The sequence below is a fragment of the uncultured Allobosea sp. genome (assembly GCF_945957345.1).
GTDB lineage: Bacteria > Pseudomonadota > Alphaproteobacteria > Rhizobiales > Beijerinckiaceae > Allobosea.
Genome location: NZ_CAMFKW010000018.1, coordinates 18223 through 43075, shown reverse-complemented (window position 1 = coordinate 43075; position 24853 = coordinate 18223). Strand labels below are relative to the sequence as shown.

The following is a 24853-nucleotide window of genomic DNA, read 5'->3' as shown; positions in this document are numbered from 1 at the left end:
AACGCAATGCTGGATGCCTCCCGATGACACAGAACGCCCCAAAACAGAACGCGTCTCGCGTTCCAGATTCGGCCCCAGCCATCTCGAGGCGGGTCAAGCAGGCTTTTCTTGGCGGCGCGAGCGTCTTCGTGCTGTCGATGCCGTTGATGAGCCAGGAGGCCGCCGCCGAGGGATGGCAACTCAACCGGCAATACTATCCGGGCGGGTCTGTGGCTGTGCTTCGCCAGATTCCTGACGGAAACGGACGAATCGCGAAGCTCAACAATCCCGCTCCCGGAAACAACTGCCCGGTGCCCGCCTTCGAGGTGATGAATCCGGGGCCGGGGGAAGCGCGCTGCGTAGGCTATGTCATGCCATCCTGGCTGACGCGCTGAGGTCACTCCGCGTTCCAGCCAAGAAAAAAGCCCACCGGAAACTGGCGGGCTTTTCGAAACGCATGTGAAGCGGAAGCGTCAGATGTCCTGATCGCCCTGTAGGGCAGCGACGGGCTCGGGGCCGAGGCCGTCCTTATTGTAGATGTCGTCGCGGAACTGCACGCCGCCATCGGGCGTCGCCCAGGCGGTGATATAGACCCAGTAGCACGCCACCGGATCGGCGATACGAGCGTTGACGCGCTGGCCGGAATTGATGGTCTCGTCGATCTTGGCTCGGTCCCAGCCGGGCGTGTTCTTCAGGAGCCAGGCGACATAGTCGCGCACGTTCTGGACACGCATGCAGCCCGAAGAGACGAAACGGTAATCGTCGCCGAAGATTCCCTTCGACGGTGTGTCGTGCATGTAGACCCCGTAAGGGCTCGGGATGTTGATGCGCACGAAGCCGAGAGAATTGAAATCGCCGCCCGGATCCTGCCGGAAGGTATAGCGTGTCGCCTCGTCCGAATTCCAGTTGACGCTGGCCGGCGAAATCTCGCCGCCGCTGGGCGAGATGATGCGGATCTTGTTCTCGGTCAGGTAACCCGGCTCCTTCCTCATCTTCGGGATGAGGTCCTTCTTGATGATCGAAGCGGGAACCGTCCAGGTCGGGTTGAAATTGACCTCGGGGATCTTGGTCTGCAGCAGCGGCGACTGGCGATCGATCTTGCCGACGCCGGCGGCGTGGCGCGTCGCGACATGGCCGTTCTCGACCGTCTCCACCATCGCGGCTGGAATATTGGCGACGACATAGCGGCCGCCGAGATTGCCCGACCAGGTACGCAGCCGAACGACATTGGTCTCAAGCTGGCGGATTCGGCGGTCGATCGGCACGTTGAGAGCGACGACGGTGGCGCGGTTGATCGCACCCGTGGTCGACAGGCCGACGCGCGACTGGAAGCGGCGCACGCCCGCCTCGACATAGGAATCGTAGATGGCGCTTTCGCCGGCGGAAGCATCGAGATCGCCGGTGACGATCAGGCGGCGGCGCAGAGCCACGACGCCCGGTCCCTTGGCGCCGACGCTCATGCGATCGGGCAACTGAACCTGCGGCCAGCCACCACGCGCGGCGAGGTCGCGATAGGCCACGATCGCCTGCTCGGTCGCCTGCAGCGCCTCGGCCGACAGCATCGGGGTCGAGGACCGCGCCACGGCGTTGCGGGCGCCGGCATCGTAGCTCTGGCGCCACTCGGCCTGCTGGGCGAGCGCCGGTGCGGCGGCAGCCGTGGCGACACCCGACAGCAGGGCCAGCACGGTTTCGCGGCGGGTCAGGCTCAATTGCGACATCTCTTCCCTCTTCACGACTTCACGCATGCATAAAGGCCACAAGAAAACGCCGCCTGAACGGGCGACGCTGACGACGCAATGACGACGGACGACCTCTCGATGCTCGACGGTGTCCTAGCACAGTTAACGAGGCGTGATGACAGAGGCGAATTTAGGGCATGGCAACGTTTTGCCGCATGCATGGCAGCAAAACCACAGTCGAGATCGCAGCTCGACAAAGCCGTATAGGCACGACCGGGATGATATCCCTGTCGTGCCCCTGCCAGGCGGGCAGTCGCCGGAAACCGGCTGATATCTCAGAGCTTGTAGCGGATCTGGTCGGTCCAGAAGCGCTCCAGGCGCAGCAGGGCGTTGTTCATCCGCTCGAAGTCGTCGGCCGCGATGCCGCCGATCTGCTCGACCGTGCGGACATGCTTGTCGTAGACGCCCTTCACGATATCGTGCACGGCAGCGCCCTTTTCGGTGAGGCTGATCCGCACCGAGCGGCGGTCGATGCGTGACCGGGCATGGTGGAGATAGCCGAGCTCGACCAGCTTCTTCACGTTGTAGGAGACGTTCGAGCCGAGGTAATAGCCGCGGGTACGCAGCTCGCTGGCCGACAGCTCGGCATCGCCGATATTGTAGAGCAGCAGGGCCTGCACGCTGTTGACGTCGTCGCGGCCGCGGCGCTCGAACTCGTCCTTGATGACGTCGAGCAGACGGCGATGCAGACGCTCCACCAGCGTGAGGGACTCAAGATAAAGAGGCTTCACGTTGAGTTCTGCTTCGCTCGTCTTGGCAAATTCCGAAGTCTTGACACTCGCTTTCATGGTATATCCCGCCTGTTGTGTGTCGGCCAGGATTTATCTCCCGGTCCGCTTCTGAAACACACCATATGATGGCTCCGATGAAAACGAGTTTAAATATCAGGATGAATCAGGGATTTACCCCTTTGGGTGAATCGTAAGTGAAGCCAGAAACGCTTAAGCTAAAGCGATTCTTACCATGACTCGGCGCAATCGAGAGGCTCGGCGGCTAACCCGCACTGTCATCCCGTGCGCGGCGCAGCGCGCAGCGGTGCGCCGCAGACACGGGACCGCGTGACGAGAAAGGCGCCCTTTTCGGATGACGGTCCCGCATCTGCGCAGCGGCATTGCACGCCGCAGCGCGTGCGGGAAGACACCTTCTGCCGGCGAGCCGCCAGCTATTCGGCCTCGTTCTCGGCCGCCCAGGTCGCCAGGAAATAGACGGCGATCAGTGCGATATAGAGGCCGACGAGCCAGGCCGTCATCGGCACGAAGCGTGGGAAGAAGAAACCCAGCAGCATCTGGCTGATCGCAGCCAGCAGCCAGAGCACTCCGCCCCAGGTCGAAGTCAGCCAGAGGCCGACAGCGGCGACGAGATCGATCACCGCGAAATAGACGATGATCGCCTGGTAGCTCAGCAGGCGGTTCTCGAAGGGCGGCTGCGGATTGCCGGGCAGGCCGAATATCACCATCCAGGCCGTCAGCCCCTTTGCGAGCCAGAAGGCCGAGAGCAGACGCAGAAACCAGACGAGGAGCACCCGCCAGCGGTTCGCCTGCTTGCCTTCGTCCTCACCCGCCCGGGCGCCGCGCAGGGCCTCGCCGTCTCCGCCCAGGCCCAAGCTCAACCCTCCAGCTTCAGTTCGTCGGCGCCGAGCGGCGCGAAATAGGCGTCGATATCGGCCTGCCGGACCTCGTCCAGCGTGGCCGGCTGCCAGCGCGGCGCCTGGTCCTTGTCGATCACCACGGCGCGCACGCCCTCATAGAAGTCGTGCCCCCGAGCAATCCGCGAGACGACGCGGTATTCCGTGCGCATCGCCTCGGCGAAATCGAGACCGGCGCCGCGCCGCATCTGCTCGAAGGCGATGGCGACGCTGGTCGGCGACTTCACCATGAGGGTCTGCAGCAGCTTGCCAGCGAAGGCGCTGCCCTTTTCGGCAGCCCGGCGCAGGCGCGCGATCACCTCCGGCAGGGCTGCCGCGGTGAAGGTCTCTGCCATCATCGCCCTCTCTGCGTGCAAGGGGCCGGGGCCGCGCTGTAAGGTGAAGCCGGCGAGGATGTCGTCGATGGAGCCGGGCTTCGTCAGTGCATCGGCCAGCTCGTCCATGCGTTCGCTGGGGACGCCATGGGTTGCGAGTCCGGCTGCCAGCGCATCGGCCGCGCCGACCCGCTCGCCGGTGAGCGCAAGGAAGCTGCCGAAGCCGCCATCGAGGCGGGGCAGCGCATAGGTCGCACCGACATCCGGGAAGAAGCCGATGCCGACTTCCGGCATGGCGAAGAGATAGCGGTCGCCGGCGATGCGATGGCTGCCATGCAAGGATATGCCGACGCCGCCGCCCATGACGATGCCGTCGATCAACGCGATATAGGGCTTGGGATAAGTCTTGATGCGGTGGTTTAGGATGTACTCCTCGCCCCAGAAGGCGAGCATCTCGTCATGGCGGCCGGCCTTGCCGCAATCATGCAGCCAACGAATGTCGCCACCGGCCGAAAAAGCCTTTTCGCTCGTGCTCACGACGACGACGCGCGTGACCTGCGGATCGTTCTCCCAGGCATCGAGGGCGCGGGCGAGCTCGCGCACCATGCCGAGGCTCAGCGCGTTCAGCGCCTTCGGCCGGTTGAGCACGACGACGCCGGCGGCGCCGCGAATCTCGCAGATGATCTCGCGATCCTCAGTCATGGTCCGATCCCGCTTCCGTAGGCAGCGGTTCTGGAAGGCGGGGGATGGCTTGTCAACGCGAGGTGCGTGTCGATGTGGATGTGAGCTTGGGTCGAAAGCGGAAGCCCGCGCGTTCAGAAAGTCCCGGCTAGTCGCCTTCCATCGGTGGCTTCCAGCGATTTGAAGTCTCAATCGACGAAGGCTTCTTTTGAGGCAATAGCGACCTCGCCATGAACCACGCCATCATTACAACAGTCAGGCCCGCAAAAAACGCCAACGGCCAAACAATAACTTCCCACCAAGCATCTGGGGGATAACCAAGTTCGCGTTGTAGGTCGGCTAATAGCGGCCTGCGCCCATGAATGTCAGGATATTGCAGCGCTAAACCGGCCAGCGCCAATGCTGTAGCTGTAGCGATCCAAAGTAACGATGGACGCATCAGGCCCCTCTTCCGATACGCACTTTTCAGGGCATTGCTAAAACTGGCGTAGCCAGTCTCGACGCTCAGCTGGTCGATCATCGTCTCACGAGTAACGAGCGGCTGCTAGAGGTCGAGAGCGGCACTACGGAGTGACGCCGGCAAAGTTGCGACCATGCGCCCTGTTTTGGAATCGTTCCGATGTGATAAAGAAGCGATCGGTCGGTTTCGCCCGCATGACGACAACCGCGCCTGTACCGTTCATCGCTTGAGGCAGTTGCCATGGAATCCCCGGTCGTGCGGCCTTTCCCGACCCCGAAATCCCGCCATGAAGACGTACCGTCGCTCGGCCTGACGCGCCGCATGCGCCGCAACCGCAAGGCGGAATGGTCGCGCCGGTTGGTGCGGGAATCGGCACTGACGACCGACGACCTGATCTGGCCGATCTTCCTGATGGATTCCAGCGAAGCCCGCTCGCCGGTGGAATGGATGCCCGGCGTCGACCGGCTCAATATCGAGGAAGCCGTGCGCCAGGCGGCCGAGGCAGCCGCTCTCGGCATCCCTGCCATCGCGCCCTTCCCCTATGTCGACAAAGCGCTACGCGATCCGACCGGCTCCGAGGCGCTCAATACCGGCAACCTGATGTGCCGCGCCGTGCGCGCGATCAAGCGCGAGGTGCCGGAGATCGGCATCATCTGCGATGCGGCGCTCGATCCCTATACCTCGCATGGCCATGACGGCGTGATGGAGGGCGAGCGCGTCCTCAACGACGCCAGCGTGCAGATTCTCGTCGGGCAGGCCTTGGCGCTGGCCGATGCCGGGGCCGACGTCATCGCCCCCTCCGACATGATGGACGGGCGCGTCGGCGCGATCCGGGCGGCGCTCGACGGCGACGGCCATGAGGACGTGCAGATCATGGCCTATGCGGCCAAATACGCCTCGGCCTTCTACGGCCCGTTCCGCGACGCGATCGGCACCAATGCCACCCTCGTCGGCGACAAGCGCACCTATCAGATGGATCCGGCCAATTCCGACGAGGCGATCGCGGAAGTGATGCTCGACCTCGAAGAGGGCGCCGACATGGTGATGATCAAGCCCGGCCTGCCCTATCTCGACGTGGTGGCGCGGGTGAAGGACCATTTTCGCGTGCCGACCTTCGCCTATCAGGTCTCCGGCGAGTACGCGATGATCATGGCCGCGGCGAATAATGGCTGGCTCGACGGCGACAAGGCGATGCTGGAGAGCCTGCTCGCCTTCAAGCGTGCCGGCGCCGACGGGGTGCTGACCTATTTCGCGCCGCGCGTGGCGAAAAAGCTGAAGGCCGGCGCGTAAGCGAAGGCATCTTAGCAGACGGTGTCATCCTGCACGCGCTGCGGCACGATAGCGCTGCTGCGCAGATGCGGGATCGCCTTCCGGAAAAGGCGCCTTCTTGTCACACGGTCCCGTGTCTGCGGCGCATCGCTGCGCGGTGCACCGCGCACGGGACGACAGCGCGCTCCCAGGAACATCTATGGTCTCGATATGACGACGGATGAAAGCCAGGGTTTCCTGGCCATGCTGAAGGCCGATCTGCGGATAGCGATGCGCGATCGAAAGACCGCCGAGGTGACGACCCTGCGCGGACTGATCTCCGCGATCGACAATGCGCAGGCCGTCCCGGTCGGAGACCGGCATGACAAGTATGTCTTTCATGCCTTCGGCGACAGCGCCGTCGAGGTTCCGCGCCAGGCGCTGAGCCGTGACGATATTCGTGAACTGATCGAGGCCGAAATCCGGGCCCAAAACGATGCGGCGGAGGACTATCGACGTCTCGGCCGCGCCGACAAGGCTCAGGAACTGGCGGAGGAGGCTCAGATCCTGGGTCGCTACCTCAACGCGGGCAGTTCGGACTAATCGATCGGTCCGTCGCCGATACGCCAGCCGAAAGGTCATCCCGCACGCGCTGCGACATGCAATGTCGCTGCGCAGATGCGGGATCGTGCTCCGAAAAAGGCGCCTTTTTCTGCAGACGGTCCCGTGTCTGCGGCGCACCGCTTCGCGCCGCACCGCGCACGGGATGACAGCGCGGCCCCGCAGGCGCTACCGTTGCGCTCGCATGCGCCCGCTCCTCCTGTCGATTCTGGCCGTCGTCACACTCGCCCTCGCGGGCTGCGGTGCCGATTTCGATACGGACCAGATGCGGCTCTGCCGGCAGGCCATCCCGCCGCTCAATCCGCCGAATGCCCATATCGAGATCGAACGGACCACCAAGGGGCCGGTGCCGCGCGCCCTCAGGCTGCTCTACCGGGTCCAGCTCGGCGACGGCCTGTCGCGCCACCGCAGCATCGACTGCCTGTTCGCCAGCGAAGGCACGGGGCCGAGCCGCGGAGCACTCGTCGGCATCGCCTCGGACGGGCGGCCGATGGGCGATGCGAGCTTCTACCTGCTGCGGCGCTTCTATCTGGAGGACCGGGCCTCGCCGCCGCCCGACCCGGCAGAACCTTCGGCCGAGACCTTGCCGGCGATCCCGGCCAGCCTCGCCTATGGCCTGCAGCAGGGCTTGGGCGCCCTGCCCTCGGCGGCGATCTACGGCATGCTCGCGGCGGCCTATGCCCTGGTCTACGGCCTGACCGGACGGATCATCCTGAGCTTCGGCGAATTCGCGGCGCTGGGGGCGCTCGCTTCGGTCGTCGGCGTGGCGCTGCTGCTTTCGCTTTCGGTCTCGACGCCAATCTCGGGCCTGGTCGTCGCCTTCACCGTCGCGATCGCCGTCTGCGCCTTGCACGGCTTCGCCATGGGCCGTTTCGTGCTGCGCCATCTCGAACGCGCCACCGGCCAGCAGATGCTGATCGCTACGATCGGGCTCGCCATCGCGATGTCGGAATATCTCCGGCTGGCGCAAGGGCCGGAACTGCGCTGGCTGCCGCCCGTCTTCAACACGCCGATCGCGCTCGCTCATGCCGGCAATTTCGTGGTCACGCTGAACCCGCTCGCATTGGCGTTGGCGCTGATCGGGCTCGGCACAACCCTCGGCGTCGTCATGCTGATCCGACGCACGGCCTATGGCCGCGCCTGGCGGGCGGTGTCTGATGATGCCAAGACCGCAGCGCTGTTCGGCGTCGATGCCCGCGCGGTCCATGACGTCGCCGTCATCATCGCCTGCGCGGCCTGCGGCATCGCCGGCGTCATCGTCACCGTGATCTATGGCGGCATGGGCTTCGCCGGCGGCTTCTCACTCGGCCTGAAGGCGCTCGTCGCGGCGATCCTCGGCGGCATCGGCTCGGTCAGCGGCGCGGCTTTGGGCGGCCTCTTCATCGCCGCCTTCGAAGCCGTCTGGTCGGCGACGCTGCCGATCGAGCAGCGCGACCTCGCCGTCTATTCGCTGCTCGCGATCGTGCTGATCTGGCGCCCCGGCGGCTTTTTCGGCGACGGCGAATTGACGCCACGTCGCGTGTGAGGCCCTCTCCTTCGCCTCCCGACGGAATCGAGACTGAGCATGAGCGAAAGCTTCGCGATTACCCCCGAGGATATCGACGCCGCGGCCGGGCGGATCGCCGGACATGTGCTGCGTACGCCGCTGGTACCGGCGCCACGTCTGTCCGAATTGACCGGCGCGACCGTGCTGGTGAAGCACGAGAACATGCAGGCGACCGCCTCCTTCAAGGAGCGCGGCGCGGTCAACAAGCTGCTGACGCTGAGCGAGGTCGAGCGGGCGCGGGGCGTCGTCGCGATGTCGGCCGGCAATCACGCCCAGGCTGTCGCCTATCACGCGAAACGCTTCGGCATTCCCGCGACGATCGTGATGCCCGAGACGACGCCGCTGGTGAAGGTCGAGAACACGCGCGCCCATGGCGCCCGCGTCGTGCTCCATGGAGAGACGCTGTCGGAAGCCAGCCAGAAGGCGCATGAACTCGCCGGAGCCGAACAGCTCACCTTCGTCCATCCTTATGACGATGCGGCCGTGATGGCCGGACAAGGCACGCTGGCGCGCGAGATGCTGGCCGATGCGCCCGATCTCGACACGCTCATCATCCCGCTCGGCGGCGGTGGATTGATGGCCGGCAACGCCGTCGCAGCCAAGGCGATCAAGCCGGGCATCGAGCTGATCGGCGTCGAAGCCGCGCTCTATCCCTCCTTCTTCAATGCCGTGCGGATGGAAGACCAGCCGATCGGCGGCCCGACGCTCGCAGAAGGCATCGCAGTGAAGACCGTCGGCCAGCTCACCTTGCCGGTGATCGCGAGGCTCGTCGGCGACATCGTGCTCGTCGGCGAGGACCTGATCGAGCGCGCCGTGAACGCTTATGCCAGTCTTCAGCACAGCCTTGCGGAAGGGGCCGGCGCGACCGGCCTCGCCGCCATGCTGAAGGAGCCCGAGCGCTATGCCGGCCGCAAGGTCGGACTCGTGCTCACCGGCGGCAATATCGACACCCGCCTGCTCGCCGCGATCATGGTGCGCGAACTGGAGCGCGACGACCGCATCGTCGCCTTCCGCCTGACCACCAGCGACCGGCCGGGCCTGCTCGGCCGCATCGCCAGCCTGCTCGGCGAGGAAGGCGCCAATATCCTCGAGGTCAGCCATGGCCGGCTCTTCCTTGATGTGCCCGCCAAGGGTGTGACGCTCGACGTCACCGTGGAAACGCGCGGTGCGGCGCATTCGCGCGCGATCGAGGATGCGCTCGCCAGGAACGGCTTCGCGCCGCGGCGGATTCTCCCCCGAGGTCTTGCGGAACCGGCCCGCTGATCAAACATTATCTCCCGGCGCCAGTTTCCGCGCGCCGATGGAGGATCGAAGTTCCGATGAGCGATACCCGTTATGGCCAGCCGCCGATCACGGCACTGGAGCCGCGTCCCTACCAGAACGTCAGCGGCGTTCTTGGATCGCGGCTGTTCGCCTGGCTCGTCGACATCGTCGTGCTGTTCTTCCTGGGCTGGCTGGTCCTGGTTCTGTTGGCCGTGCTCGGCGTCGTCACCTTCGGCGCGACATGGCTTCTGATCCCGGTCGCCACCGTGGCGACCGCGCTCGGCTATGCTGCGCTGACGATCGGCGGGCGCAAGCAATCGACCTGGGGCATGCGCGTCGCGGGCCTCAAGGTCGAGACCGCCAGCGGCGGGCGCCCCGATGGACTGGCCGCCGCGGTGCATGCGCTGCTGTTCTATGTCGCGGCCGGCACGTTCCTGCTCTGGCTCGTCGACGTCGCCTGCGGCTTCGCCCGCGAGGACCGGCGCATGGGCCATGACCTGCTGACGGGGCTCGTGGTCGTTCGCGCCTGACGGGTTGAGCCAGGTCAAAAGACCGCGAATCTACCTCTGATCGGCCGCGCCATGCTTGTTGCTGGTGCGGCCGATGTTACATTGAGAGTCGGAAGCTTCCGGGGAGCCAGCCGACGTGACGCGCCCATTGCGGGATGCCCCGCAATTCTACCTGACCTCACCGACCACGTGCCCCTATCTGCCGGGGCGCGAGGAGCGGAAAGTGTTCACGCATCTCGTCGGCTCGCGAGCGCGCGAACTCAATGATGTGCTCTCACAGGGTGGCTTCCGACGCTCGCAAAGCATCGCCTATCGCCCGGCCTGCGAAATTTGCCGTGCCTGCGTTTCGGTTCGCGTCTGCGTCGACGGTTTCAGGATGTCGCGCGGCTTCCGCCGGGTGCTCGCCCGCAACAGCGACCTGATCGGCGAGGCCCTGCCGCCGCGGCCGCGCTCGGAGCACTATTCTCTGTTCCGCTCCTATCTCGACGAACGCCACCCCGATGGCGGCATGGCGACGATGTCGGCGCTCGATTTCGCGATGATGGTCGAGGACACCCATGTCGAGACCAGCCTGATCGAATATCGCCGCCGCGGCCCCGATTCCGGCTTCACCGGGCGGGGCCAGGGCGATCTCTTCGCCATGGCCCTGACCGATACGCTCAAGGACGGGCTCTCCATGGTCTATTCGGTCTATGATCCCGGGCTGGAATTGCGCTCGCTCGGCACCTTCATGGTGCTGGACCATGTCGCCCGGGCGCGGCGCCTCGGCTTGCCCTATGTCTATCTCGGCTACTGGGTCGATGGTTCGCCGAAGATGGCCTACAAATCGCGCTTCCTGCCGCAGGAGCGCCTGATGCCGCAAGGCTGGGAGCGCGTCGACCGGAACGATTCAACCGATTGAAACGCATCCGCGACGCGCAGAAAACGCGCTTGCCGCACTCCTCTCCGCCCGACACTCTGGCAGCAACGGCCATGGCGGCGGAGCCGCAACAGAGGCCGAAGCGGAGGAATGATGAGCCAGGAACTGACCGACAGGCTGGAGCGCTGCTATACCGGCATCATCCACGACACGATGCGGGCGATGGGCCTGACGGACTTCGTCCTGCCGCCGGAATTGCGCCCCCTCCTGCCCGGCCAGAAGCTGGCTGGCCCCGCCTTCACGGTCGAGGGCAAGACCGGCGAATTCGACGCGCATGAGACGCTGCTGGGCTGGACCGGCCTGCTCTCCGCCGCCAAGCCCGGCCATGTCTGGGTCTGCCAGCCGAACACCAACGAGATCGCGCTGATGGGCGAGCTCTCGGCCGAGACGCTGAAGAACAAGGGCGTGCGCGGCTGCGTCATCGACGGGCTCTCGCGCGACACCGAGTTCATGGTCGAGATGGGCTTCCAGGCCTATTTCAAGGCCTATACGCCGCGCGACATCGTCGGCGCCTGGCTGCCCAAGGCGGTCGACGAGCCGATCAAGATCGGCGAGGTCTGGATCCGTCCGGGCGACTATATCCTGGCCGATCGCGACGGCGTCGTCCGCATCCCCGTGGAGATCATCGAGGAGGTCCTCGACAAGTCGGAGACGGCGATCTCAGCCGAGAACAAGGTCCGCACCGCGATCCTCGCCGGCACCGACCCGCAGAAGGCCTATCTGCAGTACGGCAAGTTCTGACGTGATCCCTCCTTCGAAGGGCGGCTCATCATGACCCACGATCCGCGCCTCATCCTGCTCGATCCGCGCGATAACGTCCTCGTCGCGCGGGTTCGCCTCAAAGCCGGCGAGACGATCGAGACCGGCACCGGTCCGGCGGTGCTCGATCGCGACATCGCGCTCGCCCATAAGGTCGCGCGGCGCGTCATCGCGGCCGGCGAGAAAATCCTGAAATACGGCGCGCCGATCGGCGTCGCGACCGAGGCGATCGCGCCCGCCGCGCATGTCCATGTTCACAACATGCGCAGCGACTACACGCCGACCTATCATCTCGAAGACGAACGCAAGGCGGGAGCCTCGGCATGAGCACGATGCGCGGCTATCTCCGGTCCGACGGGCGCAAGGGCATCCGCAACACCGTCGCGGTCGCCTATCTCGTCGAATGCGCCCACCATGTCGCGCGCGAGATCGCCCTGCCCTGGCGCGAGGAAGGCGTCCACGCCATCGGCTTTCCCGGCTGCTATCCGAACCCTTATGCCGAGCGGATGATGGAGCAGCTCTGCACCCATCCGAATGTCGGGGCGGTGCTGCTGGTCTCGCTCGGCTGCGAGAGCTTCAACAAATACGCGTTGGAGCGGGCGGTGCGCGCTACGGGCCGGCCGGTGAAGACGCTCATCATCCAGGGCACCGGCGGCACCCGCGCCTCGATCCGCGAGGGCCGCGCCTGGGTCGAGGAGCAGCGCGCCCTGCTCGACGCGCAGGAGACGGTGCCGATGGCGGTGTCCGAACTCGTGGTCGGCACGGTCTGCGGCGGCTCGGACGGCACCTCCGGCATCACCGGAAATCCGGCAGCCGGTCGCGCATTCGACCAGCTCATCGCTGAGGGCGCCGCCTGCATCTTCGAGGAAACCGGCGAACTGATCGGCTGCGAGCACATCATGGCGGCGCGCGCGATCACGCCCGAGCTTGGCCTGGAGTTGGAGAAATCCGTGGCCAAGGCGGCGCGCTATTACGCGACGCTGGGCTATGGCTCCTTCGCCGCGGGCAATGCCGAAGGCGGGCTTTCGACCATCGAGGAGAAATCGATGGGCGCCTATGCCAAATCGGGCGCCTCGCCGATCTCCGGCCTGATCAAGCCCGGCGACGTGCCGCCGCATGGCGGGCTCTATCTGCTCGACGTTGTCCCGGATGGCGAGGTCCGCTTCGGCTTCCCGAACATCAACGACAATGCCGAGATCGCGGAGCTGATCGCCTGTGGGGCGCATTGCGTGCTGTTCGTGACGGGACGCGGCTCGGTCGTCGGCTCGGCGATCTCGCCGGTGGTGAAGATCTGCGCGAACCCCGAGACCTATCGCCGGATGTCCGAGGACATGGATGTCGATGCCGGGCGCATCCTCGAAGGACGCGCCGGGCTCGACGAGGTCGGCATGGAAATCCGCGACCTCGTCGTCTCGCTTGGCCAGGGCGGCCGGACGAAGTCGGAAGAGCTCGGCCATCAGGAATTCATCCTGACCTATAAGAGCTTCGAGCCGCTCGGACCCGCCTGCCTGCCGGCGGCTTGAGCAAACGAAGCGCAATCCGGCAGGCGGCGGTAAGAAAATAACAACCTTTAGTTGCATAATCTACATCACTTGCCGCTAACGAGCAGCAAGTCCACCACGGGCTGAACAACGGGGCGCCATCGCCCCGTTGTTCAGAGTCGAACGCTGCCGCCTTAAGAGTAAATCAAGCCGTATCTGCACAGAGTGCCACCACTGCTTTGCCGTGGGGGGCCTCATGCTGCGTAATCTGACCCGAATGCCGGCTGACATGTCGTCGGATTCGCGCCGGCAGCTCCTCCATGCCGTCACGGACCTGTTCCTGCTCGATCACGACCCGAACGAGGCCGTGAAGGAGCATTACGGGGAAATCGCGGCCGGCTCGCTCAGCCATCTCGGCGACGAGGATCGCAAGGGCTATGCCGCCCGCGTCGCCACCCTGCCGACCCTGCCGCATAATGTTGCCGTCACGCTCGGCGGCGATGGTAATGCCGAGGTGGCGCGGCTGGTTCTGTCGCTCTCGCCGGTCCTGACCGATACCGATCTCGCCGCCATCGCGGTCAGCCAGTCGCAGCAGCATCTCGTCGCCATCGCCGAGCGTGCGCGCCTGTCCGAAAGCGTCACCGACATCCTCGTCGAGCGCGGCGACCAAAAGGTTCTACACACCGTCAGCGCCAATGAAGGAGCGGCCTTCTCGGATCGCGGCTTCGACCGGCTGCTCGAGCGCGGCGAGGGCGATGCCGCCATCACCGACGCGCTCGCCCGTCGTTCCGACCTCGCTCCGAACCGGGCGCAGCGCGTGCTGCGTATCGTCGAGCAGTTCTCCGACGGCGGCGGTTCCGCTCCCGCCACCGAAGCGAGCGTCTCGCTCGCTCGGCAGGCCCGCCAGCAGCGTCTCGAGGTCAAGCTGCTGCTCTCCGACCTTGCCGCGAAGGTGCGCGAGGTTGACGACGTGCTCACCATGCTCGCTGACGAGGATCGCGCCTATCACCTCTCGCAAGTGCTGGCGGAGATCGCCGGCATCTCGATCGAGCAGGCGTTGCGCGTGCTGATGCAGCGCGATTCCAGCGGCATTGCCGTCGCCTGCCGCTCGCTCGGCATCGGCGCCACGGCCTTCCGCGCCATCCTGCAATTGCGGGCGCGGCGCCTCTATTTCTCCTCGCGCGACGTCGACGACGATGTCGACGCCTACGAGAAGCTCGATCTCGCGACGGCAGAGCGGACGCTGCGCTTCCTCAAGCTCAGGACCAAGATCTCCTGAGCAGCGGCGGCGGCCGACGCGCCACAAAACCGCGACATTCGCCACGCTCCATGCTAGCTTCCGACGGGGCACGCTGTCGCGAGGACGCTTTCGACGTGAGACTTCCGCTTCTTTCCGCCGCGACGCTCGCCGCTCTCATGGGCGCGGGCGCATCGGCGCAGGCACAGGCCTTCCTGCCCCTGTCCGGCTTCGCGCCGCTGCCTTCCTTCGCCTGGGACGCCCCCAGCCTTTCGCCGAAATGGGAGGGGTCCTATGCCCGGATTTCCTCTGGTTTCCAGGTCACCAGCGGCAAGCATATGCGCACCAGCGCCGGCCCGACGATCGGGCTGGAGGCCGGAACGATGCGACGTGAGGGCAATTTCGTCTACGGCATCGCCGGCGCGATCGACTATGCGCCTGCCGTCGGCGGCTACGGCTATCCAAGCTTCGGCAACGCCGCCTTCACGCGCGACCTCGCCGGCGCCTTCAGGGTTCAGGCCGGAGTTCTTGTGACGCCCGACGTCATGCTCTACACCTCGGCAGGATTGAGCGCAGCCAACGAGACCTGGCGCTATGGCGCCACCAATGTCTCCTCGCCCTTCAGCCGCAGCGATATCGCCGTGCGGCCCGAGGCGCGCGCCGGCGTGCTCTGGGCCGTCACCGACAAGCTCACGATCGGCCTCGAAGCCAGCGTCGTCGGGCAGCAGATCCGCTGAGGGTTTGATTCAAGCGGTTGCGGGATTGATTCCGGTTTCGCGCGCAAGCCGTTGATCTGGCGTCGTTCTCGGGCGAAACGTTCCAATTTTCCAGCGCGGGAAACCCCTCTCCTGTAAGGAGAGGGTTTCTCCGTCGCAGTTCGCGCTGCCTTGTCAGCAAGCCCGAGCGGCGTCACCCCCCGAACGTATTGCTCTTCGGGAAGCCCTTGGGCGGCAGGCGGCCGGCTTCGGCGCGGTGGCCGAGCCATTCCAGAAGATCGGCCTGCGTCACCGTCCAGGTCCGACCGGAGGTGTCGAGCCAGGTCAGGCCATCAGCGAGGTTGAAGGTCTTGGCGTCGGAGAGACCGCCATCCTTGTAGCGCTGCAGGCGCACGCCCTTGCCGCGACCCATCTCCGCCACTTCCGAGATCGGGAAGCAGAGCAGCTTGCGGTTCTCGCCGATGATCGCGACATGGTCGCCATCGGCCGGCACGGCCAGCATCGCGACATGGGTGCCATCGACATTGAGCACCTGCCGTCCTTTGCGGGTATTGGCGACGACATCGTCGGCCGGCGCCACGAAGCCCCTGCCCTCGCTCGTCACCATCAGCAGCTTCGAGGCGGGCTTGTAGGGGAAGGCGGAGACGATCTCGGCCGTCTCCTCCAGCTCGATCATCAGGCGGATCGGATCGCCGAAGCCGCGCCCACCGGGGAGCTTGGACGCATCCAGCGTGAAGACCTTGCCGTTCGAGGCGAGCACCAGCACCTTCGCCGTCGTCTCGGTGAAGAAGGCGGTCTGGAGCGCGTCGTCGCCCTTGAAGGAGAAGCTCGACTTGTCCTGAACATGGCCCTTCAGGGCGCGAATCCAGCCCTTCTTCGAGATCACGACCGTGATCGGCTCGCGCTCGACCATGGCCTGGGTCAGGTCGATATCGGCGGTCTCCGGCATATCCGCGAAATCGGTGCGGCGCTTGCCGATCGCGGTTTCCGGGCCGAAGGTCTTCTTCACCTGCCGGATGTCCCAGGCGATGGTCTTCCACTGCGTCGCCTCGGAGCCGAGCAGCGTCTCGATCTGCTCCTTCTCCTTGGTCAATTCGTCGAGCTCGGTCTTGAGCTGCATCTCCTCGAGCTTGCGCAAGGCGCGCAGGCGCGTGTCGAGGATGGCGTTGGCCTGGATCTCCGTGAGGTCGAATACCTTCATCAGCTCGATCTTGGGTTCGTCCTCCTCGCGGATGATTTTGATCACCCGGTCGAGATCGAGATAGACGATCAGCAGGCCGCGCAGGATTTCGAGGCGCTTGTCGATCTGGCCGAGCCGGAAGCGCGAGCGCCGCTGCAAGACCTCGCGGCGATGGTCGAGCCAGGCGCGCAGAGCCTCGGCGAGGCCGAGCACGCGCGGCACCAGCCCGCCGGTCAGCACGTTCATATTCATGGAAATGCGCGCTTCGAGCTCGGACAGCCGGAACAGCGATTCCATCATCAGGTTGGGATCGACATTGCGGGCGCGCGGCTCGATGACGATGCGGATGTCCTCGGCCGACTCGTCGCGCAGATCCGCGACCAGCGGCAGCTTCTTGTCGTTGAGCAGCTCAGCGATCTTCTCGATCAACCGGCCCTTCGAGACCATGTAGGGAATCTCGGTGACGACCGCGAGCCAGGTGCCGCGGCCCTGGTCCTCGACATGCCAGCGCGCGCGGGTGCGGAAGGCGCCGCGGCCGGTGCGGTAGGTCTCCGCCATCGAGGCCCGGCTCTCGACGATGATGCCGCCGGTCGGGAAATCCGGGCCGGGCACGAAGGTCATGAGCTGCTCGGAGGAGGTCTCCGGGTGCTGGATCAGGTAGAGCGCAGCGTCGCAGAGCTCAGCCGCATTATGCGGCGGGATCGAGGTCGCCATGCCGACCGCGATGCCTTGCGAGCCGTTGGCGAGCAGGTTCGGGAAGGCGGCCGGGAGCACGACCGGCTCCTCGTCCTCGCCATTATAGGTCTCGCGGAAATCGACCGCGTCCTCGTCGATGCCATCGAGCAGGAGGCGCGCGACCTCAGTCATCCGCGCTTCAGTGTAACGATAGGCGGCGGCGTTATCGCCGTCGATATTGCCGAAATTGCCCTGCCCGTCGACGAGTGGGTAGCGCTGGGCGAAATCCTGCGCGAGGCGGACCAGCGCGTCATAGACCGACTGATCGCCATGCGGGTGGAACTTGCCGATGACGTCGCCGACGATGCGGGCGCATTTCTTGTGGACCTGACCGGGATCGAGCCGGAGCAGCCGCATGGCATGCAGGATGCGGCGATGGACCGGCTTCAGGCCGTCGCGCGCATCCGGCAGGGCGCGGTGCATGATCGTGGAGAGCGCATAGGCGAGATAGCGCTCTTCGAGCGCCGATTTCAGATCGATGCGCTCGGACTCGTCTTCCGGCGGCGGATCGACCGGTTTGCCCATGCTGCGTCAGCCCTCGTGCTGTCCAAAATTCGCGCCTGCTCTATGGCACGTCGCGAATCGGCCCGCCAGAACAATGCAGGTACGAAGCCCCCCGCGCAAACGCAGGGGCGGCCTTTTCGCGCTTAGCCGGTGGATGATTCGGCTGGCGGCGCATTCGCCGCGGCCCGCGTCGCCATTTCAACCAGTCGCGCCCGCTCAGGAGGCTCGCGCAGGCCGCGCGGATCGAGGATATGGCGGCGCAGGAAGAAGCCCGTGAGGGCGAAGCCCGAGAGGATATCGGCGGGTGACGGCCGGCGCCCGCCCTGCCCTTCGACGAGAAACGAGGGCAGCTTCAGCAGGCGGTCCAGATAGGGCTGCGCAGCCTTCCGACTGACCGCCTTGCCGGATTTCGGCGAGACATGGCTGAGATCGTCGGGCGAGCCGGTGACGGCGCAGCGTGCGAGATCGAGCCCGAAGCCCAGCTCCGTCAGCATCGCCAGTTCGAAGCGGATGATCAGGGCCGGCGCCATCTCCGCCTCGTCGAGATGGGCAACGAGGACGGACAGCCCTTCATAGAGGCCGGGATGCGGATCGCGCTCAGGCAGCAGGCGCAGCAGGCCGGCGATGGTGCCGAGCCCGTAGAGCGCGACCGGCGCGGCGATCAGGCGGGCGGCATGGGAGGTCAGCAATTCGACCTTGTACTCGCCGAGATGCTCGTCGAGCCGGGCGCGCCAGGTCAGCGAGACATTGTTGCCGGGCTGGAGCGAGGCCTGGGCCTTGGCGGAGCGCCCGGCCCTGACGAGGCCGAGATGGCGGCCATGCTCGCGCGTCATCGCCTCCAGGATCACGGCGCTTTCGCCATGAGCCTTGAGGCCGATGATCGTGCCCTCGTCGGTCCATTCCATGAAGACAGGATTTAGGACAGGAGCGCTCGGGAGGAAACTGCGTGCCTGCGCGCCCCACGCGCCTCACGCCACGTATTGCGCGATGCCGCCGCCGAAGGACCAGTCCTCGCGCTTGACCTCGACGAGGTTGATGAAGATGTCGTCCGGCTTCAGGCCGGGCTCCTTCATGAGGTTCTCGACGATCGCGGCGTAGAGCTTCTTCTTCTGCGTGACGCCGCGCGTATTGGCGACGGTGAGCTGAATGATCACCAGCCTGTCGCTGCGGTTGAAGCCGAAATAATTGGCGTCGAAGACGAACTCGTCGGCATCGTGCTGGTGGACGACGGCGAAGAGGTCTTTCTCCGGCACCTCGAAAGTCTCGCGCAGCGCCTTGTAGACGCCGTCGATGATGGCGGCCGGCTCGGAAGCCGGGCGGCCACGGCGCATGGAAATCCTGATGAGGGGCATGGTCTCTCTCCGTGTCGAGGCGCAACCGCGCCTTTCGAAGAACACCATAGGTCGCTTCCGATAAGTTGATAATCATATCTATGCTGATATCAATGATATGGTATCATGATTTATGAGCACTCTGGACATCGACGCGGTCGCCTCCTTCCTGCGTGCGGCCGAGCTGAAGAGCTTCACCCGCGCCGCCGAGGCACTCGGCACGACGCAATCGCTGGTCAGCACGCGGGTCAAACGCCTCGAAGAAGGGCTCGGCCGAATGCTGCTGCAGCGACATCCCCGCCTTGTTCGTCTGACTGCGGAGGGCGAGCGCTTCCTGCCGGCCGCGCGTGAGTTGCTGGCGGCGCATGGCAAGGCGCTCGCGGCCTTTGCGGTCACGCCGGAGCATATCGCGGTCGGCATCAGCGAGCAGGCTGTCGGGGCCGAGGTTCCCGCGGTGCTGGCACGCCTGACGGCCCATGACCCCGGCATCGTCATCAATCTGCGGATCGAGCCGTCGCGGATGCTGGAAGAAGCTTTGGAACGTGGCGAACTCGATGTCGTGATCGTCCGCCGGCTCGCGGCCGGACGGACCGGAGAGGTCCTGCGCGACGATCCGGTCGGCTGGTTCGCGGCGCCTGGTCTCGTTCGGCAGGCCGATGCGCCCGTGCCACTCGTCAGCCTCGTCGCCGAATGCCGTTTGCGCCGGCACAGCATGGATACATTGGATCGTGCCGGCATCGCCTGGCGCGAAGCCTTCGTCGGCGGCGGCATGGCGGCAGTTGCGGCGGCCGTTCAGGTCGGGCTCGGTGTCTCGCCACTGGCCACGCGAATCGCACCAGCAGGCACGATCGATATCGGTCCCGCATGGAACCTGCCGTCGCTCGGCGGATCACAGGTCGTGCTTCGGAGCAATGTCGCGTCGCCGCGCGCGGGCGCTTTCGTGCGGGAGCTTGCGGCGGCGTTCCGGGGGTAGTGGCTGGTCGCTCCTGCGCTGAGACCGCACCCTTTGTCATTCCGGGGCGCGCCACAGGCGCGAGCCCGGAACCCACGACCGGGTGAGACATCCCATGCCGCATGAAGAGCCGCTCGCCCAGCCGTGGGTTCCGGGTTCTTCGCTACGCGAAGCCCCGGAATGACAAAGGTGATTTCGGGGTCAGGCCTACGGCCGGCCCGGCATAATGGCTGGCTTGCCCTACCCGACCACGCGCTCCACCCTGCTGATCACCCGCTTCTCGCGCAACTCGCTGATGATCGCCGAAAGGTGCTTCAGGTCCCAGACCGTGAGGTCGATAGTGACGTCGGTGAAGTCCTGGTTCGGTCGGTTCATCGAGACGGAATCGATGTTCCCGTCATGCTCGGCGATCGTGGTGGTGATCTGGGCGAGCGAGCCGGGCTCGTTGATCGATTTCAGGGCGATGCGCGCCGGGAAGCGCTGCGGCACCTTGTCGTCGAGGTCCCAGCGGACATCGAGCCAGCGATCCGGCTCGTTGTCGAAGGCAGCGAGCGCCGGCGACTGGATCGGGTAGATCGTCACGCCCTCGCCCGGCGTCAGGATGCCGACGATGCGGTCGCCCGGCACGGCGCCGCCATGCGGTGCGAAGCGTACCGGCAGGTCGCCGCCAAGGCCCCGGATCGGGATCGCCGTGTCCGGCTCCTCTCCAGGCAGCTTGAACTTGAGGTTCTCGCCCTGGCGCAATTCGAACCAGCCCTTGCCATTGGCAGCCGCGCCCGGCTTACCGTCGGAGGAGCCACGCTTCTCGGGTTCGAGATCCGGATAGACCGCCTTGACCACGTCGCCGGAATACATCTCGCCGCGCCCGACGGCCGCGAGCACGTCGTCGACCGTGTTGCGGGCAAGGCGCTTCAGTGCCGCCTTGAGCTTGTCGTCGGAGAAGGCGCGCTCGGCACGGGAGAAGGCCCGCTCGAGAATCTGGCGACCGAGGCCGGCATACTGGCGGCGCACCGCGGCGCGGGTGGCGCGGCGGATCGCGGCGCGGGCCTTGCCGGTGACGACGAGCGATTCCCAAGCGGCCGGCGGCGCCTGCCCATCGGCACGGGTGATCTCGACCTCGTCGCCGTTCTGCAATTCCGTCAGAAGCGGCGCGATGCGGCCATTGATCTTGGCGCCGACGGCGCTGTTGCCGACATCGGTATGGACGGCATAGGCGAAATCGATCGGCGTCGCGCCGCGCGGCAGGGCGATGAGCCGCCCCTTCGGCGTGAAGCAGAAGACCTGGTCGTGGAAGAGCTCGAGCTTGGTGTGTTCGAGGAACTCCTCGGGACTGTCGCCCTCGGCCAGCAGGTCGACGGTGCGGCGCAGCCATTGATAGGCGCGGCTCTCATCGGCGAGGCCGATCGGCTGGCCGGCCCGGCCATCCTTGTAATGGGCGTGGGCGGCAATGCCGTATTCGGCGATGCGGTCCATGTTGTCTGTGCGGATCTGTAGTTCGACGCGGCTATGGCCGGGGCCGACGACCGTCGTATGGATCGACCGATAGTCGTTCTGCTTGGGCGTCGAGATGTAATCCTTGTAGCGGCCCGGTACCATTGGCCAGGTCATATGGACGATGCCGAGCACCCGGTAGCAATCCTCCGGCTTCTCGACGATGACGCGGAAGCCGAAGATGTCGGAGAGCTGCTCGAAGGAGACCGACTTGCGCTCCATCTTCTTCCAGATCGAATAAGGCCGCTTGCGCCGCCCGAAGACCTCGGCCTGGATGCCGCTGGCGGCGAGCTTGCCCTTCAGATCCTCCTCGATCTCGCCGATGACCTTGCCTTCCCGCGCGGTCACTTCCTCCAGCCGCTTGGTCACGGTGGCGTGGGCCTCGGGCTTGATATGACGGAAGGAAAGCTCCTCCAGCTCCTCGCGCAGTTCCTGCATGCCCATGCGGCCAGCGAGCGGCGCATAGATCTCGATCGTCTCCTCGGCGATGCGCAGGCGCTTCTCGGGCGGGACGAAATGGAGCGTCCGCATATTGTGCAGGCGATCCGCGAGCTTCACCAGCAGGACACGGATATCGTCGGCGATGGCGAGCAGAAGCTTGCGGAAGTTCTCGCCCTGCGCCGCCTTCTTCGAGACGAGGTCGAGCTTCTTGATCTTGGTGAGGCCGTCGACGAGCCGGCGGATATCCGGCCCGAACATGGTCTCGATCTCTTCCAGCGTCGCGGCCGTGTCCTCAACCGTATCATGCAGGACGGCGGCGACGATGGTGGCATCGTCAAGCTTGAGATCGGTCAGGATCGCCGCGACTTCGAGCGGATGCGCGAAGAACGGATCGCCGGAGGCGCGCTTCTGCGTGCCATGCGCGCGCATGGCGTAGACATAGGCCCGGTTGAGCAGGTCCTCGTCGGTATTCGGGTTATAGCTCCTGACCCGATCGACGAGTTCATATTGCCGCATCATGCCCATACGGGCCCCAATCCTATCCTGCGATCATTGCAACGCATTATTATTTGCACAGGCATCGGCGGCAGCAAGGCGTTTTCCGGATGAGGGCCATGAAAAAAGCCCGGCACTGCCGGGCTTTACTGGGAAACGGTGAACAATCGATTCACATCCGATCGAAGTCACGAACTTCTCAGCCCGATACTCGGGCTCTTTGGTTTTGCATCGGCTTTGTCCGAAAACCGCGTACCACTTTTCGGGCCGATGCTTTGAGGATCAATCCTCGTCGTCGGCGCTCTCGGTCGGCGGCACGAGGCCGTCGAGGCCGCGCAGCAGATCCTCTTCGCTCATGCGGTCGAACTGGACTTCGCTGTCGGGCGTCGCGGCGCTCGTGGGGCTGGCGAGCAGCGGAACGGTCTCCTGCTCCGGCTCGTCGACCTCGACATGCTTCTGCAGTGAGTGGATCAGGTCTTCCTTGAGATCCTCGGGCTTGAGCTTCTCGTCGGCGATCTCGCGCAGCGCGACGACGGGGTTCTTGTCGTTGTCGCGAGCGACGAGGATCGACGAGCCCGACTGGATCATCCGCGCGCGGTGGCTGGCGAGCAGCACCAGCTCGAAGCGGTTCTCGACCTTGTCGATGCAGTCTTCAACGGTAACGCGAGCCATGGCCGGCTTCTTCCGATCTCAGCGATGCAGGGAAATGGATTGAGCACGGCCTTACAGGCAAAGCCACCGCGATGCAAGAAATTCGCAGGCCGCCCCCTCAGGCACGCATCCGCCTGACCATATCGTCCAGCGTCGGCTCCAGCCGGCCCACGACCTCGCCGCCGCGCGCGCCCATCGCCGGCAATTCGTGCGGCTTGAGCTCGGCGAAGCGCATCCGCATCGTCGTGGCGACGCCCTCGCCGAAGGCGATCGCCTCGCGATTGCCGATCGAGGACAGGAAGTTGATCGTGCTGGCGGAGGCGTCGGAAATCGCCGAGCGGATGATCTGCTGATCGCGCTCGTTGGCCAGCCGCATCGCGAAGATTGTCGAGCATTGCGACAGGATGGTCGAATCGAGTTCGCCCGGGCGTTGCGTCACGATGCCGAGATAGGCGCCGTATTTGCGTCCCTCCTTGGCGATACGGGCAAGCGCCTGCCGCGTCGGGGCGAAACCCAGCTTGGGATCGGAGGGCACATAGCGATGCGCCTCCTCGCAGAGCACCAGGATCTCGCAGGCGCCCAGGCTCGCGCTCGCAAGATCGAAGGCCAAGCGCGACAGCACCGAAGCCACCGCGTTCACGACTTCTCCCGGCAGGCCGCCGAGTTGGAAGGCCGTGATCGGCCGGCCATGCATCGGGATGCGGAAGACCTGTGCCAGGATCGGCGCGACCGTCTCGTACATGTTGGCGCGGCCGAACATGAAGCGGTAGCGCGGATCGGCATGCAGCGATTCCAGCCGCACCTTGAGCGAGCGCAGGGCGGCGCGAGGCCAGCGCTGCTCGTGCAGGCCGATCATCTCGTCGATGACCGCGAATGCGTCCTTGAGGCGATAGGGTGTCGCCGCATCGACGGCGCCGCCCGCTTGCTGAGGTTCCTGCGACTGGCGCGAGATGCCGAGGTCGAGCGGGCGCTTCAAGAGACTGGAGCCGAGATCGCGCGCCAGCTCCTGCCCGCTGGGCATGCGGTAGCGCGCCCGCGCCGCCGCCACGACCTCTCGCAGGATATCCGGCTCGTCGTCGAGGACGGCACGCCCGCGGAACACGACCTCGGCCAGCTCCTCCTGCTTGAACATCCAGAAAGGCAGATCGAGGCTCTCGCCGTCGATGGTCAGGGCGAGGTCCGGAAAGGCGCTGGAATACTCGTTATGCGGATCGAGGATGAGCACGCGCAGCCGCGGGCGCACGGAAACGGCACGGCGCAGCAGCAGCGCGACCGCACTCGACTTGCCGACGCCGGTGGTCCCGACCAGGGCGAAATGGCGCGAGAGCATGTCCTGGACGCTGACGGTGGCCGGAATGCTCACATCCTGCGACACATGGCCGATCTCGACGCCGGAGCGCTCCCCCAGATCATGAACGAGCGACAGGTCCCCCGCCCTGATGCGATGGGCGATCGCGCCGATCGGCGGAAAGGTGCTGATGCCGCTCTGAAAGCGCGTGCGGCCATCGGCGCTTTCCAACACCTCGCCGAGGAATTCCACCTCGACCTGGATCGGGTTCTCCTCGGCCTCGCTCCAGGCCGGCTCGACGGCGTGCAGCTTGTAGACCAGCGCGACGATGCGGCTCGAACCCAGATTGATCGAGACCATCCGACCAATGGCCCAGGCATCGCCGGCCAGCCAGTTTCCGGTGGAAACCGCGCTGAGAATCGTGGCCCGCGAGCCGTCGCAGGCAATAACGCGGCCGAGCGCCCGCTCCGGCGGCTGGTTTGCCTCGCGCCTGTCCGGAAGGACATCGCTCTGGAAAGCCGCATTCTTCAAGGGGAGTTGCATCGGCCAACTGAAACTCTGTGATGTCCTCAGTCGACGTTACGGAGTTTCGGTTACGATTACCTTCACAACACGCAGCCATTCCGCTTCAACGAATCGTAATGGCTTCGCGGCTTGCGGGCACCGAT

At 65.5% G+C, this 24853-nt stretch carries 24 protein-coding genes; 13 read left to right on the top strand and 11 right to left on the bottom strand.

Annotated elements, in window-relative coordinates; translation table 11 throughout:
• Positions 1-23 precede the first annotated feature (23 nt).
• Entirely contained in the window at positions 24-374 is a 351-nt protein-coding gene (locus Q0Q36_RS11110) for a hypothetical protein (protein ID WP_293798166.1), read from the top strand.
• A gap of 78 nt (positions 375-452) precedes the next feature.
• On the opposite strand, the gene Q0Q36_RS11105 is transcribed toward Q0Q36_RS11110, so the two are convergent.
• From Q0Q36_RS11105 to Q0Q36_RS11085, 5 genes are all read right to left on the bottom strand, one after another.
• On the bottom strand, positions 453-1697 hold the full coding sequence (locus tag Q0Q36_RS11105) for a L,D-transpeptidase family protein (RefSeq protein ID WP_293798164.1): 1245 nt from the start codon (positions 1695-1697) through the stop codon (positions 453-455).
• A gap of 296 nt (positions 1698-1993) precedes the next feature.
• Entirely contained in the window at positions 1994-2506 is a 513-nt protein-coding gene (locus Q0Q36_RS11100) for a winged helix DNA-binding protein (protein ID WP_293798162.1), read from the bottom strand.
• Positions 2507-2880: 374 nt separating this feature from the next.
• Entirely contained in the window at positions 2881-3321 is a 441-nt protein-coding gene (locus Q0Q36_RS11095) for a DUF6163 family protein (protein ID WP_293798160.1), read from the bottom strand.
• Positions 3322-3323: 2 nt separating this feature from the next.
• Positions 3324-4379: an enoyl-CoA hydratase/isomerase family protein gene (locus Q0Q36_RS11090; RefSeq protein ID WP_293798158.1), complete on the bottom strand. Its 1056-nt coding sequence runs from the start codon at positions 4377-4379 to the stop codon at positions 3324-3326.
• A gap of 127 nt (positions 4380-4506) precedes the next feature.
• Positions 4507-4878: a hypothetical protein gene (locus tag Q0Q36_RS11085; protein WP_293798157.1), complete on the bottom strand. Its 372-nt coding sequence runs from the start codon at positions 4876-4878 to the stop codon at positions 4507-4509.
• Between the two features lie 180 nt (positions 4879-5058).
• On the opposite strand from Q0Q36_RS11085, the gene hemB reads away from it, so the two are divergent.
• The 11 genes from hemB (at position 5059) to Q0Q36_RS11030 (ending at position 15138) form a co-directional block, all read left to right on the top strand.
• Positions 5059-6108, top strand: coding sequence for a porphobilinogen synthase (gene hemB, locus Q0Q36_RS11080; protein WP_293798155.1), 1050 nt, complete (start codon positions 5059-5061; stop codon positions 6106-6108).
• A 222-nt stretch (positions 6109-6330) separates the two neighbouring features.
• Positions 6331-6669, top strand: coding sequence for a GatB/YqeY domain-containing protein (locus Q0Q36_RS11075; protein WP_293798154.1), 339 nt, complete (start codon positions 6331-6333; stop codon positions 6667-6669).
• A gap of 202 nt (positions 6670-6871) precedes the next feature.
• Complete coding sequence (locus Q0Q36_RS11070) at positions 6872-8212, top strand: branched-chain amino acid ABC transporter permease (RefSeq protein ID WP_293798153.1); 1341 nt, start codon at positions 6872-6874, stop codon at positions 8210-8212.
• Positions 8213-8251: 39 nt separating this feature from the next.
• The gene (locus tag Q0Q36_RS11065) at positions 8252-9496 is read left to right on the top strand and encodes a threonine ammonia-lyase (RefSeq protein ID WP_293798151.1); all 1245 of its coding nucleotides are present in this window, start codon (positions 8252-8254) and stop codon (positions 9494-9496) included.
• Between the two features lie 56 nt (positions 9497-9552).
• Complete coding sequence (locus Q0Q36_RS11060) at positions 9553-10026, top strand: RDD family protein (protein WP_265058851.1); 474 nt, start codon at positions 9553-9555, stop codon at positions 10024-10026.
• 115 nt (positions 10027-10141) lie between these two features.
• Positions 10142-10906: an arginyltransferase gene (locus Q0Q36_RS11055; RefSeq protein WP_293798149.1), complete on the top strand. Its 765-nt coding sequence runs from the start codon at positions 10142-10144 to the stop codon at positions 10904-10906.
• 111 nt (positions 10907-11017) lie between these two features.
• A complete protein-coding gene (locus tag Q0Q36_RS11050; RefSeq protein ID WP_293798147.1) occupies positions 11018-11665 on the top strand; it encodes an RraA family protein in 648 nt (215 codons plus the stop codon).
• Between the two features lie 30 nt (positions 11666-11695).
• Positions 11696-12010, top strand: a complete 315-nt coding sequence (locus Q0Q36_RS11045; RefSeq protein WP_293798146.1) for a UxaA family hydrolase — start codon at positions 11696-11698, stop codon at positions 12008-12010.
• Positions 12007-13206, top strand: coding sequence for a UxaA family hydrolase (locus tag Q0Q36_RS11040; RefSeq protein WP_293798145.1), 1200 nt, complete (start codon positions 12007-12009; stop codon positions 13204-13206). The genes Q0Q36_RS11045 and Q0Q36_RS11040 overlap by 4 nt, the downstream gene beginning before the upstream one ends.
• Positions 13207-13420: 214 nt before the next feature.
• A complete protein-coding gene (locus tag Q0Q36_RS11035; protein WP_293798143.1) occupies positions 13421-14443 on the top strand; it encodes a DUF2336 domain-containing protein in 1023 nt (340 codons plus the stop codon).
• A gap of 95 nt (positions 14444-14538) precedes the next feature.
• Positions 14539-15138, top strand: coding sequence for a hypothetical protein (locus tag Q0Q36_RS11030; protein WP_293798141.1), 600 nt, complete (start codon positions 14539-14541; stop codon positions 15136-15138).
• Positions 15139-15310: 172 nt separating this feature from the next.
• Here the strand turns inward: Q0Q36_RS11030 and parC are convergent, their stop codons facing one another.
• From parC to Q0Q36_RS11015, 3 genes are all read right to left on the bottom strand, one after another.
• Entirely contained in the window at positions 15311-17557 is a 2247-nt protein-coding gene (gene parC, locus Q0Q36_RS11025) for a DNA topoisomerase IV subunit A (RefSeq protein ID WP_293798140.1), read from the bottom strand.
• A gap of 122 nt (positions 17558-17679) precedes the next feature.
• Positions 17680-18441 carry a DNA repair protein RecO gene (gene recO, locus Q0Q36_RS11020; RefSeq protein ID WP_293798139.1) on the bottom strand — a complete coding sequence of 254 codons (762 nt, stop codon included), beginning with the start codon at positions 18439-18441 and terminating at the stop codon, positions 17680-17682.
• Positions 18442-18504: 63 nt separating this feature from the next.
• The gene (locus tag Q0Q36_RS11015; RefSeq protein ID WP_265058842.1) at positions 18505-18888 is read right to left on the bottom strand and encodes a tautomerase family protein; all 384 of its coding nucleotides are present in this window, start codon (positions 18886-18888) and stop codon (positions 18505-18507) included.
• Between the two features lie 112 nt (positions 18889-19000).
• Between Q0Q36_RS11015 and Q0Q36_RS11010 the strand changes: the two genes are divergently transcribed.
• Positions 19001-19840, top strand: coding sequence for a LysR family transcriptional regulator (locus tag Q0Q36_RS11010; RefSeq protein WP_293798136.1), 840 nt, complete (start codon positions 19001-19003; stop codon positions 19838-19840).
• A gap of 219 nt (positions 19841-20059) precedes the next feature.
• Here Q0Q36_RS11010 and Q0Q36_RS11005 read toward each other — a convergent pair whose 3' ends face one another.
• The 3 genes from Q0Q36_RS11005 to Q0Q36_RS10995 form a co-directional block, all read right to left on the bottom strand.
• Entirely contained in the window at positions 20060-22270 is a 2211-nt protein-coding gene (locus Q0Q36_RS11005; protein ID WP_265058840.1) for a bifunctional (p)ppGpp synthetase/guanosine-3',5'-bis(diphosphate) 3'-pyrophosphohydrolase, read from the bottom strand.
• A 258-nt stretch (positions 22271-22528) separates the two neighbouring features.
• A complete protein-coding gene (rpoZ, locus tag Q0Q36_RS11000) occupies positions 22529-22918 on the bottom strand; it encodes a DNA-directed RNA polymerase subunit omega (RefSeq protein ID WP_199092769.1) in 390 nt (129 codons plus the stop codon).
• Between the two features lie 97 nt (positions 22919-23015).
• The gene (locus tag Q0Q36_RS10995) at positions 23016-24728 is read right to left on the bottom strand and encodes a DUF87 domain-containing protein (protein ID WP_293798131.1); all 1713 of its coding nucleotides are present in this window, start codon (positions 24726-24728) and stop codon (positions 23016-23018) included.
• Positions 24729-24853 lie beyond the last annotated feature (125 nt).